Source organism: Lysobacter sp. M2-1 (genome assembly GCF_022662495.1).
Lineage (GTDB): Bacteria > Pseudomonadota > Gammaproteobacteria > Xanthomonadales > Xanthomonadaceae > JAKPBU01.
Map to the genome: position 1 here is coordinate 294,114 of NZ_JAKPBU010000005.1, position 16,323 is coordinate 310,436.

Below are 16,323 nucleotides of genomic sequence, written 5' to 3' on the forward strand. Positions count from 1 at the left end.
TCCCGCCAATCCTTCCCGTCCACGTTGGTTCCCAGGAGGACCGATGCGCACTCCCTTTGTCCGAATTGCCGCGGCCTCGTTGCTCGTGCCAGCTGTCGTATCGTCCCCGTCGTTCGCAGGGGAGTTCAAGTTCAGCGGCTCCGCTCATTACTACTATCGCGACTTCTACGACACCCTGGCGTCTCCACCCGGCGAAACCTCCGAGATCCGGCGCCTGCGGCCGGTATTCGAATACAAGGGCGAACGCTGGTCCGCGCGCTTCATGCCCGATCTGGCGCGCGAGACCAACAAGACGCTCGAGGCCTACGTGGACTTTACGCCCGATGCCGCCTGGGACTTGCGCGTGGGTCGGTTCAAGTCCTCCGCCAGCGTCGATCAACTCAAGTCGTCCAATGCGGTCGCGGCCACCGAAGTGAGCGGGGTGGCGTCGATGACGCCCAATCGCGACAACGGGATCCTGTTCGGTTACGGCAAGCCAAAGGACCGCTGGCGTTACGAGATCGGCGTGTTCGATGGCGCCGCCGATGATGAGGTCAAGGGTTCGCTCGATGGCGGGGCGGAAGCGGCCGCGCGCGTGGTGCGCACGTTTCCCCTCGACAAGAAGGGCGCTTTCCGCCTGGGGCTGGGCGTGAGCGGCGGCAACCGCGAGGGCGATGCGGACTATGCGCGCCTGGCGCGCTACCGCACGCCGGGCCGCTCCACGTGGTTTCGCTACCGCAGCGGTGCGTACGCCGATGGTTCGACCGGGCGCATCAGCGGTTTTGCCGACTATTACGGCGGGCCGCGGTATGCCCAGGCCGAAGTGGTGCAGTCGCGGGAGACGGTGCGCCTGGGCACCGATCGCGTCAGCGTGGCGCATCGCGGCTGGGAAGTGCAGGCCGGCTATGTGCTGACCGGCGAAGACCGCACCTATGGCGGCGTCGATCCGGGCAATTTCGTCGTGCCTGGACTGGACACGCCGGTCGCGGTCGAACTGACCGGGCGGGTAGGCCGGATCGCCATCGACAACGATGCCTTCGAGGCGGTCTCCGATCCGCTATCGAATGGCCGCCGGGCGGATCTTGCCGGCCTGGCCCTGGGCATGTGGTTCGACAACAAATGGCGGGTCACGTCGGAATTCTCGGTCGTGCGTGTCGCCAACGCGGCCAGCGGCGATAACGACACCGAGCGCGCGCTGACCGTTGCATTGGTCATGGTGTTCTGAGGCATGAGGGCGCTGCCGGCGCGACGCGCGACATCGCTGCGGTGCGGCTACGAGGACGCGACCTGCCTTGCCGGATCGCTGAGTTCGAGTTCGCGCAGCACCACGCCGGCCTGGGTGCGGTTGCGTACGTCGAGGCGCTCGAAGATTGCGGACAGGTGCGCCTTGACCGTGCGTTCCTGCACGTCGAGGCGGTCGGCGATCTGCTTGTTGAGCAGCCCCTCGGCCACCAGGGTGAGTACCCGGAACTGCTGCGGCGACAGGCTGGCCAGGCGCGCGGCCAGCGCGCTGTCGTGCGGCGAGCTCTGTGCGCGCGACACCGCCCCGCGCAATGCGGCCGGCAGCCATTGCTCGCAGGCCAGCACGCTGCGGATGGCCTCGCGCAGTTCCTCCAGCCCCGCGCTCTTGGGCAGGTAGCCGGCGGCGCCATGGTCGAGCGCACGCCGAACCACCCGCGGATCGTCGTTGGCCGAGACCACGATGACCGCCACTCCCGGGTGCTGGGCGCGCACCGCAGCCAACCCGGCCAGGCCATGGTTGCCCGGCATGTGCAGGTCCAGCAGCACCAGGTCGATGTCCGGCTCGGCATCGAGCGCCGCCAGCACGGCATCGAGCGATGCGGCTTCGCGCACCCGCAGGTCCGCGACCGCGTCCGCCGCGGCCTGCTTCAGCGCAGCGCGGAACAGCGGGTGGTCGTCGGCGATGAGCAGGGTGGGCATGTTGAAGCCATGGGTTCGGTCGCGGACAGCGTAGCTCGGGCAGGCGCAGGGCATCTGGAATCTGTGGCCGGCGCCCTGCGACGGAACGTCGCCCGATGTGGAAGGCGTCCGCTTTCGGAGAGAGGCTGCTGCGGCGCGAGCCTAGCAAGCGCGGCACAGAATGGCTTCGGACCAAAGTACGATGCCCGGGCGACGGGCGGCTTGCTAACTTGCCGTCATGAGCAGACTCCCCCTGTTGTGCCTGTCCGTCGCGTCGGCCGCACTCCTGGTAGCGTGCGCCAGCGGCGGCGGCACCCGCGACGCGAGCCCCGATATGTTCAGCCACGCCCGCAGCAGCGAGCATCGCGGCAGCGACGACCTGCTGACCGCCGGGCTGGGTCTGGAAGGCCTGCGTGCGATGACGCCGCCGGCGTTCGTCGATCCGGAAGCGCCTACGGCGGCCGAACTTCGACGGCGTGCGCTGTGGAGCAACTGGCGCGGCATCGCCGACCTGGCGCCGGGCGGCGGATACGGCGAGCTGTACGGGAGCGTTGCGCCGGTGCCGGGGCGGGAGTTCCACGCCTACGCGACCGTGCCGGGCGCCAGCCAGCCGCACCGGGTCATGGTGCAGCTACCCGATGCGTTCGATCCGGCAAAGCCATGCATCGTCGTGACCGCTTCGTCCGGTTCGCGCGGCATCTACGGATCGATCGCCGTGGCCGGTGCCTGGGGCCTGCCGAAAGGCTGCGCGGTGGCCTATACCGATAAGGGCGCAGGCACCGATTACTTCGACCTCGACGCGCAGCAGGGCATCCGCTCCGACGGCGTGACCGGCGCGCTGGGTGAAGCCGCCGATCTGGCGTTCGCGCCCGATGCCCCGGTCGGCGCCAGCGGCGTCGCCTTCAAGCACGCCCACTCGCAGGACAATCCGGAAGCCGACTGGGGCAGGCACGTCAAACAGGCGGCGCAGTTCGCGCTGCACGTGCTGGGCGAGGCCTACCCGCAACGGCGCTTCGACTTCGCCAATACCCGGGTCATCGCGGTCGGCATTTCCAACGGCGGCGGTGCCGTGCTGCACGCGGCCGAGGACGGCGATGACTGGCTCGACGCCGTGGTCGCGGCCGAACCCAATGTCTCCGTGCGCGGCGCGCGCCCGCTCTACGACTACACCATCCAGGCCGCATTGCTGATGCCCTGCGCGCTGCCGCATCTGGGGGTGCCGGCGATGCCGTACGCAGCGGCCCGCTGCGCGGCGCTGAAGGATGCCGGCCTGATTGCGGGCGACGACGCGGCCGCGCAGCAGCGTTCCGCATACGAAGCGCTACGCGCCAACGGCTGGACGGATGAAGCCCTGCGCGCGGGCGCGATCAGCGTGGCCTTCGACCTGTGGCGTGCGGTGGCCACGACCTATGCCTCGGCCTACGGGCGCTACGGCGTGGACGAGCACCCCTGTGGTTATCGCTGGTCGGCGCAGGACAAGACCTTGGCGGCGCGTGCGGCGACCACCGCCGAACGCAACGCATGGTGGGCCGATGCCAGCGGCATACCGCCTGGTGCAGGCGTCGGCCTGCTGGACACGAAAGCCGACGCGTCGCCCGATCCCGCATTCGCCGGCCTGGTGTGCCTGCGTGCGCTGTGGGACGGGCAGGGGGCCGATGCCGGCCGCGTGCGCAAGGGCATCGAGGAAATCCGCGCCGGATTGCCGCGCGATGGCCTGCCCGTAGTGGTGCTGCATGGCATCGACGACGGCCTGGTGCCGATGGCCTTCACCAGTGCGCCCTACGTGGCGGCCGCGCAGGCGGCAGGGCGCGACGTGCGCTACTGGCAGGTCCGGCACGCGCAGCATTTCGATGCCTTCCTCGGCCTGCCGGTGTATGCGGCTCAGTATCTGCCGATGCTGCCGTATCTCTACGCGGCGCTGGATCGGGTCTGGACGCACCTCGACGGCGGCGCGCCGCTGCCGGCCGATGCGGTGATCCCGACCACGCCCCGCGGCACGGGCAAGCCGCTCGCGCCCGCCAACCTCGCATTGCCGCGGTAACGCGCGCGCCGGCATCGCCGGTTCACGCCGCTTCTGGCACGCTGCGCGCACCGCCCCACGGATGCCGCCATGAAGCAGCGCCACTTCTCCATGCTGCGGGACTTCCATCTCGCCGACTGGTTCACCCTGGCCAACGCGTTCTGCGGCACCGGTGCGATTTTCGCCGCGATGCGCTTCCTGCAGGAAGGCGCGGCTCCTGCCCAGAATGTGCGCGACTTGCTGATCGGCATGGCCCTGATCCCGCTGGCCTTCGTCTTCGACGCGCTCGACGGCCGCATCGCCCGTTGGCGCAAGGTCGCATCTACTCTGGGGCGCGAACTGGATTCGCTCGCCGACGTGATCTCGTTCGGGGTCGCGCCCGCGGCGCTGGGCTACGCCTGCGGCCTGCAGGGCGGCTGGGACTGGATCGTGTTGAGCTACTTCGTCGGCTGCGGCGTGAGCAGGCTGGCGCGCTACAACGTCACCGCGGAAATGCTGTCGGGCGACGAGGGCAAGGTCAGGTATTTCGAAGGCACACCGATCCCGACCAGCGTGGCCATCGTCGGGCTGCTGGCGGTAGCCGCATGGATGGGGCGCATCGGCCCGGAGCTGTGGTTCGGCATGGTCCAGCTCGGACCCTGGCAGCTGCATCCGCTGGTGCTGTTGTATGCACTGTCGGGATCGCTGATGATCAGCAAGACCTTGCACATCCCCAAGCCCTGAGCTGGCCGGGTTTGCGTCCGGGAAGACAGGGGAGCGGATTCGCCGCAATACACCGCGGTCCCTCGCGGTTTCGTCCGCATCCACGAGGAACGTGCGCAAAGAACAACCGGGATTGATCGCAACGCCGCTTTCCGTCACGTCCGGTTGCTAATATCCGGTCGAAGACGGAGGTTCCATGGCGAACAATCCTTTCGGTGGCTTCGGCCCTGGCATGGCGGGAAATCCGGGCGACTGGTCCGGGCAGGATTTCGATGCGCTGTCGCGGCAGTACTGGAATGCCTGGGGCGAAGCGCTGCGCGCGGCCAGCGGACAGCCGGTAGTGCCCCCGGGCATGCAGGGCTGGCACGACGCCGTGGACTGGTGGAGCAAGCTCGCCCACGGCGGCCGCTCCGAAGCCAACGACCTGGTCGAACGTTTCAATGCGCAGGCCCGGCACTGGTTCGGGCAGATGCAGCAGGTCGCCGCCCAGTTTTCCGGGCAGGACCAGAGTGCTGCGCAGATCGCCGAAGCGTGGAAGCGGGCGCTGGGCGCTGCCGGCGAGAATCCGTTTCCGGAAATCTTCCGCGCGATGCGCGGCCACGGCCAACAGGGGCTGGAGCAGTGGGTCGAGGACGCATCGCCCTACCTGGATGCGATGCGGCGCGAAGGCATGTCCTGGCTGTCGCTGCCGGCCTTCGGCATCGGCCGCGAGCACCAGGAGCGCCTCCAGGCGCTGGCGCGCGCGCAGGTCGAGTATCAGGAAAAGAGCAGCGCCTACAACGCGCTGATGCTCAAGGCCGGACAGCGCGCCTTCGAATTGTTCGAGGACAAGCTGGCCGAGCGCGAAGAGCCCGGCCGCCAGCTCGCCTCGGCGCGTGCGCTGTTCGATCTGTGGATCGACGCGGCCGAGGAAAGCTACGCCGAGATCGCCCTGTCCCAGGAATTCCGCCACGTCTACGGTGCGCTGGTGAATGCGCAGATGCGGCTGCGCAGCGGCATCCAGAAGGAAGTCGAGCTCGCCAGCGGGCTGCTCGGCATGCCGACCCGTAGCGAGATGGACGCCGCGCACCGCAAGGTGGCGGAACTGGAGCGGCAGGTGCGCCGGATGCGCGATGCGAGCCAGGCCGTGAAGCCCGCCGCGCGCACCGCGGGCCCCGCGCCGCAGGCTGCACTGAAACGCAAACCGCAGACACCGTCGCCACCGGTGGTGCGGAAGACAAGACCGAAGAAAAAGACGAACAAACCCGCCAAGGCGGCGCGTGCCGTGCGCGCGGCGAGCAAGCCGGCGCGTCGCGCCGCACCGGTGTCGCTGCTGTCCGGAATCACCGCGCCGATTGCTCCGGCCGCGATGGACGATGCCGCGGCAAAGCCCACCAAATGGAGCAAGCGCCGATGAACGGGCCGCTGAACTTCGGCGCCGACGCGCTGGCAAACGAATCGCTGCAGATGCAGGCCAAGCTTGCCGCGGGGCTGGAAACGCTGCGCCAGGTCGATGATGTGGACTACGGTGCGACCGCGCGCGAGGAAATCTGGCGCGACGGCAAGGTGGTGCTGTACAGGTTCGTCGGCGAGAAACCTCCCACGGCGAAAGTGCCGCTGCTGATCAGTTACGCGCTGGTCAACCGCCCGTACATGGTGGACCTGCAGGCCGACCGCTCGATCGTCAAGGGCCTGCTCGAGCGCGGCGAGGACGTCTACATTATCGACTGGGGCTATCCGGACCGTTCCGACCGATTCCTCACCCTCGAGGATTACATCGAACGGTTCCTGGGCGGAGCGGTCGACCATCTGCGCCAGCGTTTCGGGTTGGAGGCCATCAACCTGCTCGGCATCTGCCAGGGCGGTTCATTCGCGTTGTGCTACGCGTCGTTGCATCCGGAGCGGATCAGGAACCTGATCACGATGGTGACGCCGGTGGACTTCCACACCGCCGACAACATGCTGTCCAACTGGACGCGCGAGATGGACGTGGATCTGTTCGTCGACACGCTGGGCAACGTGCCGGCCGACCTGATGAATGCCTGCTACCTCACGCTCAAGCCGTTCCGGCTGAACCTGCAGAAATACCTCGGTCTGGTGGACATCCTCGACGACAAGAAGGCGGTCGAGGACTTCCTGCGCATGGAAAAGTGGATCTTTGACTCGCCCGACCAGGCCGGCGAGGCCTTCCGCCAGTTCATCAAGCAGTTCTACCAGGGCAACGGCTTCGTCAATGGCGGCATCACCATAGGCGAGAACGAAGTGCACCTGGGGCTGATCGAAATGCCGGTGCTCAACATCTTCGCCGAGCAGGATCACCTGGTCCCGCCCGATGCATCGCGCGCGCTCAAGGGCCTGGTGGGCACCGACGACTACACCGAGCTGAGCTTCCGCGGCGGCCACATCGGCATCTACGTCTCGGGGCGTGCGCAAAAGGAAGTGCCGCAGACCATCCACGACTGGCTGTCGCAGCGTTCGAAATAGTCGGAGCCCGCGCGATCCGAGCAGTGCCAGCTTCGTGCATCGGCGCGGCGCCGCTACGCTTTCCACAGCCACAGCGCTAGACTCGGCCCATCGCACGCACGCATCGCAACGTCCAATGAATCGCCCGCCTGGATTGACCCGCTCGCTCAACGACCGCATTTTCGGCGGTGTGCTCGGCGGCATCGCGCGACGCTACGGCTGGAACTCCACGCTGTTGCGCTTCCTGTATGTGGTGATCTCGATCGTGTCGATCGCTTTTCCGGGCATCCTGGTCTACCTGGTGCTGTGGCTGCTGATCCCCGAAGGCAACGATTGAGCGCAGCGTCCGGAGGTTCCACGCTGTTGCGGCGCCTCGCGTTCGCGCTGGGTGCGCTGTGGACGCTGCCCAACACGGCGCTGGGACTGTTGGCAGGGCTCGTCGGCATCGCCTTCGGCGCACATGCGCACTGGAGCCGGCGCGATCGCGCGATCGTGTTCCATCGCTGGCCGTGGGGGCCAGGTGGTGCGCTCACGCTCGGCAATACCATCCTGCACACCGGCGACAGCCTGGATTCGACCTGCGTGACCTATGCGCACCGCGCCGGGCACGGTGACGAGCCAGAGATCATGCTCGCCGACCACGAACGCGCGCACGTCTATCAGTACATGGTGCTCGGCCCGCTGTTCCTGCCGCTGTATCTGCTGTGCGGCGGCATCAGCGTGCACAACCGGTTCGAGCGCGCCGCCGATCGCTATGCGCGCAGCGGGCGGGACTGGTGGCCGTGGGCCTGAATGCATCGGCGACCGTTCGTCGGCATGTTCAGGCACGATCATCGATTTGACACACTTTTAATCGAGCATGCCTTAGTCTGCACCTGTCGGAGAAAAAGCAGAGGAAGCGGAAGACGCAAGTCGGAAGCAACCAAAGCAATCGCTCCGGCAAGAAGGCTCAGCCGACCAGGGAAACCTGGGAGACTGGGCCTTCGCTTTTATGGGTGACCGGCCCGGCATCCGGGCCCGCGCTCAGGAGTTTGCAAGCAGAACCGGCCTGCAAGTCTGAGCTTGTCCGCCCAAGTCCCTGATCGATACGCATCTGCATCCCTCGGGCGATGTCGATTCCAGTGCGCCCGCGTCGTCGTTCCAGTGAAGCCTGCCCGACAGGCGCCACCCACTCCGGAACCGACGCCATGAACGACATCTGCCGCCATACCCGCTTCCTGCTCGCCTTCGTCCTGGCAGGCACAGCCGCCGCAACTGCCCAGGCAGCGGAAACGACCTACAGGGTCGATCCAGAACACACCTATCCAAGCTTCGAGGCCGACCACATGGGCCTGTCGCTCTGGCGAGGCAAGTTCAACCGGACCGAAGGCAGCATCGTGCTGGACAAGACGGCGGGGGCCGGCAGCGTCGACATCCGAATCGACGTGACCAGCGTCGATTTCGGCCATGAAAAGCTGAACGAGGCGGCGCAGGGCAAGGAGCTGTTCGATAGCGCCAGCCATCCCCAGGCGAGCTATCGCGGGCGCCTGCAGGCATTCGCCGACGGCAAGCCGGGCGAGGTGGTGGGCGACTTCACCCTGCATGGCGTGACCCGCCCGCTCACGCTGAAGATCCTGGCCTTCAAATGCACGTCGCATCCGATGCTCAAGCGCGAAGTCTGCGGCGCCGACGCCGAAGGCAGCTTTCAGCGCGACGAGTACGGCATGGCTGCCGGCAAGGAATACGGCTTCGACATGACCGTCAAGCTGCGGATCCAGGTTGAGGCGATCGCCGAACCCTCCGTGGCCAAATCCTCCTGAGGACGCTGGCATGGGCAAGGTGCTGTGCGAATTCAGCATGTCGCTGGACGGTTATGTCGCCGGCCCCGGCGTCTCCTCCGACATGCCGATGGGGGAGGGCGGCGAAGCGCTGCATGCGTGGATGTTCTCCGCCGATGCGGGCCCGGACAATGCCAGGGCGAAGCGGGAGATGGTCGAGCGTACCGTTGCGGTGATCCTCGGGCGGCGCACGTTCGACCTGGGGGTCGCGCACTGGGACGGCACCCCGTTTCCGGTGCCGTCGTTCGTGCTCTCGCACCGGCCACCGCCTGCGGACCTCGCGGATGGCTTCGCCTTCGTCGATTCCGGCATCGATGCCGTGCTGCGCCAGGCGCGCGAGGCGGCCGGGGGACGCGACGTACGCCTGATGGGCGCGGACGTCGCCCGGCAGTACCTGTCCGCGGGACAGGTGGACGAAGTCGTCGTGCAGCTGGTTCCCGTACTGCTGGGCGGTGGCGAGCGGCTGTTCCCCGACGGCCTGACGGCGCGCCTGCAGCCGACGGCGTGCATCGCCACCGCGCAGGTCACGCATCTGCGCTACGCCGCGCTCCGGGAGTGAGCGATGTACGCCGCCGCACGCAACCTGGCGTCTGGCACTGCGCCGCGCGCCGCGCGCGCCACCGGCTCCGGTGGTCGGCGGTCCGGATGGACCTTGCGCGCCCTTGGCGATGATGCTCTGATCCGCCTCCATGACCAACTGGCAGACCACCGGCATCGATGCGCTCTGGCGCATCGAATCTCCGAAGATCGTCGCGGTGCTGGCGCGCATGCTCGGCGGCGACGTCGGCACCGCTGAGGAGCTGGCCCAGGATGCGCTGCTCACTGCGCTCGAACGCTGGCCCACCGACGGCATGCCCGACAATCCGGGGGCCTGGCTGATGGCCACCGCCAAGCGCCGCGCGATCGACGTGCTGCGCCAGCGCAGCCTGCACGCGCGCAAGCACGTGGACATTTCGCGCGAACTGGAAGAGGCGCAGGCCGCGAACGACCTCGACGTCGAGGCCCTCGACGATCCGGTCGGCGATGATCTGCTGCGCCTGGTGTTCGTGGCCTGTCATCCGGTGCTCTCGACCGAGGCCCAGGTTGCCCTGACCCTGCGCCTGCTCGGCGGCCTGACCACCGACGAGATCGCGCGCGCCTTCCTGGTTCCGGAACCGACCATCGCCCAGCGCATCGTGCGCGCCAAGCGCACCCTGAGCGAACGCAACGTTCCTTACGAGGTCCCGCGTGGCGAGGAGCTTGGGCAGCGCGTGGCATCGGTGCTGGCCGTGATCTACCTGGTGTTCAACGAAGGCTATAGCGCCACCTCCGGCGACGACTGGATGCGTCCGGCGCTGTGCGAAGAGGCCATGCGGCTGGGGCGGGTCCTGGCAGGCCTGCTGCCGCAGGAACCGGAAGTGCATGGGCTGGTGGCGCTGATGGAACTGCAGGCGTCCCGGCTCAAGGCGCGTACCCGTGCCGACGGCACTCCGATCCTGCTGCTCGACCAGAATCGATCGCACTGGGACCGTCTGCTGATCGGGCGTGGACTGGCCGGCCTGGAACTGATCCGGCGCCTGGGCGGAACAGGCGGCTTCTACGCGCTGCAGGCGGCGATCGCGGCCTGTCACGCTGGTGCGGTCACGGCGGAGCAGACCGACTGGTCGCGGATCGCGGCCTTGTACGCGCAGCTGCTCGAGGTCTCGCCCTCGCCGGTGATCGCCCTGAACCATGCGGTGGCGGTGTCGATGGCCGACGGTCCGGCCGCCGCGCTCGACCTAGTCGACGGCCTGCGCGGCGAGAAAGTGCTGCAGGCCTACGCCCTGCTGCCGGGCGTACGCGGCGATCTGCTCGACCGCCTGGGACGCAAGGCCGAGGCGCGCGAGGAGTTCGAGCGCGCCGCCCAGCTCACCCGCAACGCGCGCGAGCGCGAGACGTTCGAGCGGCGCGCCGCCGCCTGCGCCGGTTGACTGCAGTAGCAGGGTGCAATGGCTCCGCGGTGCGGGAGTCCTTTCGCATCGGACGCTTCGGACGTGGGAGCGAGCTCGCTCGCGATTGCTTTTCTCGTCATGGGACCAGACCAGAAGGCATTCGCGGCCAAGAGCCTGCCCCGGACTTGATCCGGGGACGCTCCTACATGGCGGGTCAGCGCATCGAATGCAGCCCGATCATGTTGCCCTCGGTGTCGAAGGCCAGCACGATGTGGCCGTACTCACCGATCGACATCTTCGGGCGATGGATCCTGCCGCCGGCGGCTTCGACGCGTCCGGCTTCCACCGCGCAGTCCTCGCAGGCGAAGTACACCAGCGTGCCGCCGGGGCCGGACGGCGCCCCGGGCATCCGGCACAGCGCGCCCTTGGCGCCGTAGCGTTCCATGTCGCCGGGGAAGGCCAGCATTTCCAGCCCCGCGCCCGCTGGATCTTCCGGTACCTTGAGCGTCTCCAGCTTGATCGCAAAGACGGTTTCGTAGAACGCGCGCGCGCGCGGCATGTCCTGCACATAGATCTCGAACCAGTTGACGCTGTTGGCATCGGTCATGGTGGGTATTCTCCAGGTTCGTTGCAGATTCCGTTCCCTGGGTTTGGTCTTCCAGCGACGATAGTGCCGCACTTCCTGCGACCTCACCATCACGCGCCTACTCTCCGGGCGCGGCCCGGACTTGGACCGGGGACGAACGGCGTTGAATGTTCCCGTTCGTCCTGGGCGCAGACGCCGGGGCCATCGAAGTCGAAGGACATGCACACCCATGCCCCGGTCGTTGGCAACGATTACATCTCCACGATCGACTTGAACCCGCCCCACATCATGCGCTTGCCGTCGAACGGCATTGCGTTGGGTGGTCCCATGGCGGCGATGCGCGGATCGGCCATGACCTTCTTGTTGATGCTGTCGCGCTGCCTCCGCGACTTGTAGGTGATCCATGAGAACACCACCACCTCGCCAGGCTTGAGCTTTACCGCCTGCGGGAACGAAGTGACCTTGCCGGGCTGGACATCATCGGCGACGCATTCGACATAATCGATCGCGCCGTACTCCTTCCAGACCTTGCCGGCCTTGCGTGCCATCTTGCGGTACGCGTCCAGGTTCTTTTCCGGAACCGCCAACAGAAATCCATCGACATACATGACCAATCTCCTCTTCGGGGTTGCCGCACAGCGGAGTCTGCTCCGCTGCAAGGGTGAGATAACGGAGCGCAGCAACCTGCGCGCCGCTGAAGCCTGGACTCAGGCCGCGGGCGGCTCGCCGCTCATGTGGAAGACTTCCCACAAGTGGCCGTCTGGATCCTGGAAGCTGCGCTGATACATGAAGCCGTAATCCTTGGGCTCCGCGAACGGGCTGCCGCCGGAAGCCAGCGCCTTGTCGCCCATGGCATCGACCTCTTCGCGGCTGTCGAGCCCGATGGCATTGATCACCTCGACCCCCTTGGTCGCGTCGGCGATCGGCTTGTCGGTGAAGGTGGCAAAGTACTTTTCCACCAGCAGCATGGCGTAGCAGTCCTGGCCGATGATCATGCAGGTGGCGTTCTCGTCGGTGAACTGCGGGTTGAATTCGAAGCCGAGCGCGGTGAAAAACTTCACGGAACGGTCCAGGTTCTTGACCGGGAGATTGACGAACAGCTGGCGGGGCATGGGGAGTCCTTGCGGTTGGGTGTTTGGAGGAGGGAAAGAGGTCGCGCGGTTCAGGCGTCGAGCGGCTTGAGACAATTCACCAGCCAGCCCTTGCCGTACTTGTCCTGCAGCCCGCCAAAGCGGTGCGCCCAGAACGTCTCGGCGATCGGCATCTGCACGGTGCCACCTTCGGATAGCGCCGCAAAAACGCGTTCGGCTTCCTCGGGCGTCTCGGTGAGGATGTTGACGCAAGTGCTGCCCGCCGCATGTGGCGGCGGACCGTCTGCGCCCATCAGGATCGCGCCGCCGGCTTCGACCTGCGAATGCATCACATGGTCGGCGGCCGCCGGGCCGCATTGCTCGGCCATCGGCGATGCGCCGTAGGTGAATCGCTGGGTGACCTTGCCACCAAGCGCATGGGCGTAGAAATCCATGGCTTCCCTGGCATTGCCTTCGAAGTTGAGGTAGGCGACGAGCTGCATGGGATCTTTCCTTTGCATGGTTGGAAACGGGAAATCAACGGCAATCGGCTGGGGAATCAGTGGCGTGTGGCCAGTTCGACCCTCAGCTGCTCTTCGCGTTCGCGCAGCTCGGGCGTCAGTTCCTCGCCGAAATCCTCGGCTTCGAACACTGGTCGGATTTCGATTTCGGAAGCCTCGTCATGCGGATTCGGGCAACGGCGCACCCATTCGATGGCTTCCTCCATCGAGCGCACCTGCCACAGCCAGAATCCGGCCAGCAGCTCGCCAGTTTCGGCGAAGGGTCCATCGATCACCGTCCGGGTCGCGCCTTCGAAGCGCACGCGCACGCCCTTGTTGCTGGGATGCAGGCCCTCGCCCGCGAGCAGGATGCCGGCCTTCGCCAGCGCTTCGTTGTATCGGCCCATGTCCTCCAGCAGCTGCTGGCTGGGCATGACGCCCGCTTCGGATTGCTGGCTGGCCTTGACCATCACGATGACGCGCATCATTCGCTCCCGTTGCTTAAAGCAATGTCGTGGCAGGGTGCCGGCGGCTTGTTGCCGGCGTTCGACAAGTACGACGAGGCGGCATGTCCGGAATCGACACGCCAGGCGAAAAAATGTGAGCGGCCCCGCGACAAAGCCCGCCCGCGCCGATCCGTGCGCTGATGCGCCGCAAAAAAAGACGGCCGGACGCAAGGCGCCCGGCCGAAGCGCCGCCAGCCAGGGGAGGGGCAGGCGGCCGGCGGATCGATGACTCAGTCTTGGACCGGGCTGGCCACGAAGGCCACGACGACATCCGCGCTGGCGCCCTTCGGTCGATACAGCGCCTGCCCGGTAATGCGCCCGAGATCGTCGATGTCGTTGGCGCTGACCAGAATGGCATTCGAACTTGAACCGGGCTGGCGCAACGCGTTCAGATCGACGCTGCGCCCGTCCTGCCACACGTACGCGCGGCAGACCGCGCCGCACGACATCCCGACCACCTGATCGTGATTATTGATCGAGTTGGCGGTTGCGTCGTCATCGCCCGCGAGGAACGCGATCGGCTCCAGGCCCGTGGCCTGGCTCCAGAGGAAGCCCTGGGTCTTGGCGCTATCGGCTGGCAAGGCCGGGTCGTAGGCGGAGAAGCCGACCACGACCCCGTTCTCGTTGATCATGTTCGGCGTGTGCCAGCCGTTGCCGCCGAGATTCGGAATGCGCTGCGGCAGGCCGTTTTCCCAGAGCACGGCTTCCAGCGCGCTTTCGCGGCCGACGCCCTGATCGCACTTGCCGGAGATTCCGACCACCTGGCCACGGTCGTTGATCGCGGTGGCCGCGCTGGTGCTGTGGCCTGGCAGTGGCAGCGGCGGCAGTTCGCGGATGCGGTCGGGTTCGGGCCCCCACAACGCGGCCGAGAAACGCCGCTGCTGGTTGAAGGCGTTGCCGGGGACGCAGCTGGCATCGAGTGCGTCGAATTCCGCCCAGCCGACGGTTTGCGCATGGTTGTTGGTGCCAGTGGCGAAGCCGTGGGTGTCCGCGCTGCCAAACGTGGGAAGTTCGCGCATCGCACCGTTGCGCCAGACGAAGCCGCGGCAGACGTAGCTGGCGGCGGCCGGCAGGAAGGCGCCGCAGCTGAATCTTTCGTTGAGCGGATCGATCCGGCTGGTATGGGAAATGCCCGAGACCAGGCCGATGGTGTTCTTCACCGGCCAGCGCACCATGCTGTTCCTGTCTTTGCCCAGTGCGCCCAGCGGGGTCGGATTGCCATCGCGCCACAGGATCGCCTGGCGACCGCCCTGGGTGGTCTGTGCGCGGCCGGCGACCCAGCCCAGGTTGTTGATGCTGTAGCCGATGGTGGGCTTGGCGCCCAGATCCTTGCTGAGCAGTTTCACCGTGTAGCGGGCCGTCGTGGCGTCCGCGGCCTGCGCATGCGCGGAGCCGGCATGCAGCAGGTAACAGGCGGACAGCAGTGCGGTGGCGAGCACGGAATGTGGAATCGCGCGTTTCATGGCTTTCTCCGGGGCGGCCGATCCCGTCGCGATGCGCGAACGCGATCGGCGTGGAAGTCGTGGTTCGGTGCGCCGCGTGACATGCGGCGCGATCGGAGTTATGCGCCTGGGTCCGCGGGATTACTCGCCGTTTCCGGACAAGGACCGGGTCGCCCGGTGCCTGCCGGTATTGCGCGGTTCATTGCCCCAGGCGTGAGGCGTGGCTGGCCACCATCACCCAGCCCTGGGGCTTGCGGATGTAGGTGTCGGTGAACTGGAATTCGAGCGCATACGGTTGGCCATCGCTCTTGCCTTCTACCCGGGTGATGCCGGTGACCACCGCGGCATCGCCATAGAGGCGGATCTTCGCGTCGCGATTGCGGAACACGTCGTACTGCGTGCCGCCGCGCAGATCCGCGACTTCCTGCGCCGCCGACGTCACCTTGCCGGTGGAACTGGTCAGGGTGAAGGTCGGATCCAGGTGCGCCTCCAGCCAGTCCGCATCCTCACGTTCGAACGCTGCGCAGATCTCGCGCTCGACCTTGAGGATGGCCGCCACGTCCTCGCTCTGCGATGCCGAAGACACGAACGAGATCGGCAGGGCGATCGAAAACAGCAGGCAGGGCAGCAGTCGCATGGTGGGCTCCGGGTCAGTGCAGTGGGTATTGTGACCGGTAGATACCCGGACGGCAGTAATGAAACCAGCCGTTTCCGGACATGGTTCCCTGTGCAGGGCAAAGTCGTCTCATCCCGCATTGACCGTCCCGATAGAACGCCACCGAGTTTGGTTTCGGGTAACTAATATCCACGCGCAATTCGCGGCCCACGCCGCATGGACCGAAATCTTGTCTCTGTAGTCATTTTTAGGGCAGGGGACCGCCGCTGCGTGATCGTGTGACACGGACTATCATTCTGACCGGTGTGGCAGGAGAACTCGAATGAGTCAGCGCGTACGAATGATGACCGGATTGATACTTGTCGCAACGATGGCGGCTTGCAGCCCGTCCCCACCCCCAAACCAACCTGAGGTCGAGCAACCGGCGGAGTCCATGTCCGAACCACTGCCCACTGCCGAATCGCCAGGGCCCACGCCAGCCGTTCCCGCAATCGATCCTGAGCCCGGCAGCATGGTCGTATACGCTTGCGATGATGGAAGCGGTCTGGCCGTCACTTACGACGAACATGGTGCCTTGGTGAAATTGCCCACAGGGTCGACCATGTTGTCGCGCGCAGAATCCGTGTCCAACGGCAGCGGCGAGGCCTACCTAGGCGAGGAGTTGTCCTTGTATCGCGACGGCGACCTTGTCCACTTGCAGGGGGCTGGAAAACCCCGCGTTTGCACGCAATCCCCTGGCAGCTAAAGGTTGCCCAGCAAAGGCGGCCCTGGGCGTGCCGACGCTGGCGTCATCGCAACATAGCAATCCCTATT

At 66.7% G+C, this 16,323-nt stretch carries 18 protein-coding genes; 10 read left to right on the top strand and 8 right to left on the bottom strand.

The window, feature by feature from the left end; all coding sequences use genetic code 11:
• The first annotated feature begins 43 nt into the window (after positions 1-43).
• Positions 44-1,204, top strand: coding sequence for a porin (locus tag MC375_RS12250; RefSeq protein ID WP_242103674.1), 1,161 nt, complete (start codon positions 44-46; stop codon positions 1,202-1,204).
• A gap of 47 nt (positions 1,205-1,251) precedes the next feature.
• Here MC375_RS12250 and MC375_RS12255 read toward each other — a convergent pair whose 3' ends face one another.
• A complete protein-coding gene (locus MC375_RS12255; RefSeq protein ID WP_242103675.1) occupies positions 1,252-1,920 on the bottom strand; it encodes a response regulator transcription factor in 669 nt (222 codons plus the stop codon).
• A gap of 217 nt (positions 1,921-2,137) precedes the next feature.
• Between MC375_RS12255 and MC375_RS12260 the strand changes: the two genes are divergently transcribed.
• The 9 genes from MC375_RS12260 (at position 2,138) to MC375_RS12300 (ending at position 10,829) form a co-directional block, all read left to right on the top strand.
• Complete coding sequence (locus MC375_RS12260) at positions 2,138-3,940, top strand: D-(-)-3-hydroxybutyrate oligomer hydrolase (protein ID WP_242103676.1); 1,803 nt, start codon at positions 2,138-2,140, stop codon at positions 3,938-3,940.
• A 69-nt stretch (positions 3,941-4,009) separates the two neighbouring features.
• Complete coding sequence (locus MC375_RS12265) at positions 4,010-4,642, top strand: CDP-alcohol phosphatidyltransferase family protein (protein ID WP_242103677.1); 633 nt, start codon at positions 4,010-4,012, stop codon at positions 4,640-4,642.
• A gap of 211 nt (positions 4,643-4,853) precedes the next feature.
• On the top strand, positions 4,854-6,017 hold the full coding sequence (gene phaE, locus MC375_RS12270) for a class III poly(R)-hydroxyalkanoic acid synthase subunit PhaE (RefSeq protein WP_345779287.1): 1,164 nt from the start codon (positions 4,854-4,856) through the stop codon (positions 6,015-6,017).
• Entirely contained in the window at positions 6,014-7,084 is a 1,071-nt protein-coding gene (locus MC375_RS12275; RefSeq protein ID WP_242103679.1) for a class III poly(R)-hydroxyalkanoic acid synthase subunit PhaC, read from the top strand. Before phaE ends, MC375_RS12275 begins: the two co-directional genes overlap by 4 nt.
• Positions 7,085-7,199: 115 nt before the next feature.
• Positions 7,200-7,400, top strand: coding sequence for a PspC domain-containing protein (locus MC375_RS12280; RefSeq protein WP_242103680.1), 201 nt, complete (start codon positions 7,200-7,202; stop codon positions 7,398-7,400).
• Positions 7,397-7,855 carry a hypothetical protein gene (locus tag MC375_RS12285; protein ID WP_242103681.1) on the top strand — a complete coding sequence of 153 codons (459 nt, stop codon included), beginning with the start codon at positions 7,397-7,399 and terminating at the stop codon, positions 7,853-7,855. Before MC375_RS12280 ends, MC375_RS12285 begins: the two co-directional genes overlap by 4 nt.
• A 395-nt stretch (positions 7,856-8,250) precedes the next feature.
• The gene (locus MC375_RS12290) at positions 8,251-8,862 is read left to right on the top strand and encodes a YceI family protein (protein WP_242103682.1); all 612 of its coding nucleotides are present in this window, start codon (positions 8,251-8,253) and stop codon (positions 8,860-8,862) included.
• A 10-nt stretch (positions 8,863-8,872) separates the two neighbouring features.
• Complete coding sequence (locus MC375_RS12295; protein ID WP_242103683.1) at positions 8,873-9,439, top strand: dihydrofolate reductase family protein; 567 nt, start codon at positions 8,873-8,875, stop codon at positions 9,437-9,439.
• A 130-nt stretch (positions 9,440-9,569) separates the two neighbouring features.
• On the top strand, positions 9,570-10,829 hold the full coding sequence (locus MC375_RS12300) for an RNA polymerase sigma factor (protein WP_242103684.1): 1,260 nt from the start codon (positions 9,570-9,572) through the stop codon (positions 10,827-10,829).
• A 175-nt stretch (positions 10,830-11,004) separates the two neighbouring features.
• Here MC375_RS12300 and MC375_RS12305 read toward each other — a convergent pair whose 3' ends face one another.
• The 7 genes from MC375_RS12305 to MC375_RS12335 all read right to left on the bottom strand — a co-directional run bounded on the left by MC375_RS12305 (position 11,005) and on the right by MC375_RS12335 (position 15,531).
• Complete coding sequence (locus MC375_RS12305) at positions 11,005-11,397, bottom strand: VOC family protein (RefSeq protein ID WP_242103685.1); 393 nt, start codon at positions 11,395-11,397, stop codon at positions 11,005-11,007.
• 230 nt (positions 11,398-11,627) lie between these two features.
• Positions 11,628-11,984, bottom strand: coding sequence for a DUF1428 domain-containing protein (locus MC375_RS12310; RefSeq protein ID WP_242103686.1), 357 nt, complete (start codon positions 11,982-11,984; stop codon positions 11,628-11,630).
• A 99-nt stretch (positions 11,985-12,083) separates the two neighbouring features.
• Positions 12,084-12,488: a VOC family protein gene (locus MC375_RS12315; RefSeq protein WP_242103687.1), complete on the bottom strand. Its 405-nt coding sequence runs from the start codon at positions 12,486-12,488 to the stop codon at positions 12,084-12,086.
• Between the two features lie 50 nt (positions 12,489-12,538).
• Positions 12,539-12,949: a VOC family protein gene (locus tag MC375_RS12320; RefSeq protein ID WP_242103688.1), complete on the bottom strand. Its 411-nt coding sequence runs from the start codon at positions 12,947-12,949 to the stop codon at positions 12,539-12,541.
• A 56-nt stretch (positions 12,950-13,005) separates the two neighbouring features.
• Positions 13,006-13,431, bottom strand: a complete 426-nt coding sequence (locus MC375_RS12325; protein ID WP_242103689.1) for a YciI family protein — start codon at positions 13,429-13,431, stop codon at positions 13,006-13,008.
• Between the two features lie 251 nt (positions 13,432-13,682).
• Positions 13,683-14,915, bottom strand: coding sequence for a DUF3466 family protein (locus MC375_RS12330; RefSeq protein ID WP_242103690.1), 1,233 nt, complete (start codon positions 14,913-14,915; stop codon positions 13,683-13,685).
• 178 nt (positions 14,916-15,093) lie between these two features.
• The gene (locus MC375_RS12335; RefSeq protein ID WP_242103691.1) at positions 15,094-15,531 is read right to left on the bottom strand and encodes a nuclear transport factor 2 family protein; all 438 of its coding nucleotides are present in this window, start codon (positions 15,529-15,531) and stop codon (positions 15,094-15,096) included.
• Positions 15,532-16,323: the final 792 nt, after the last annotated feature.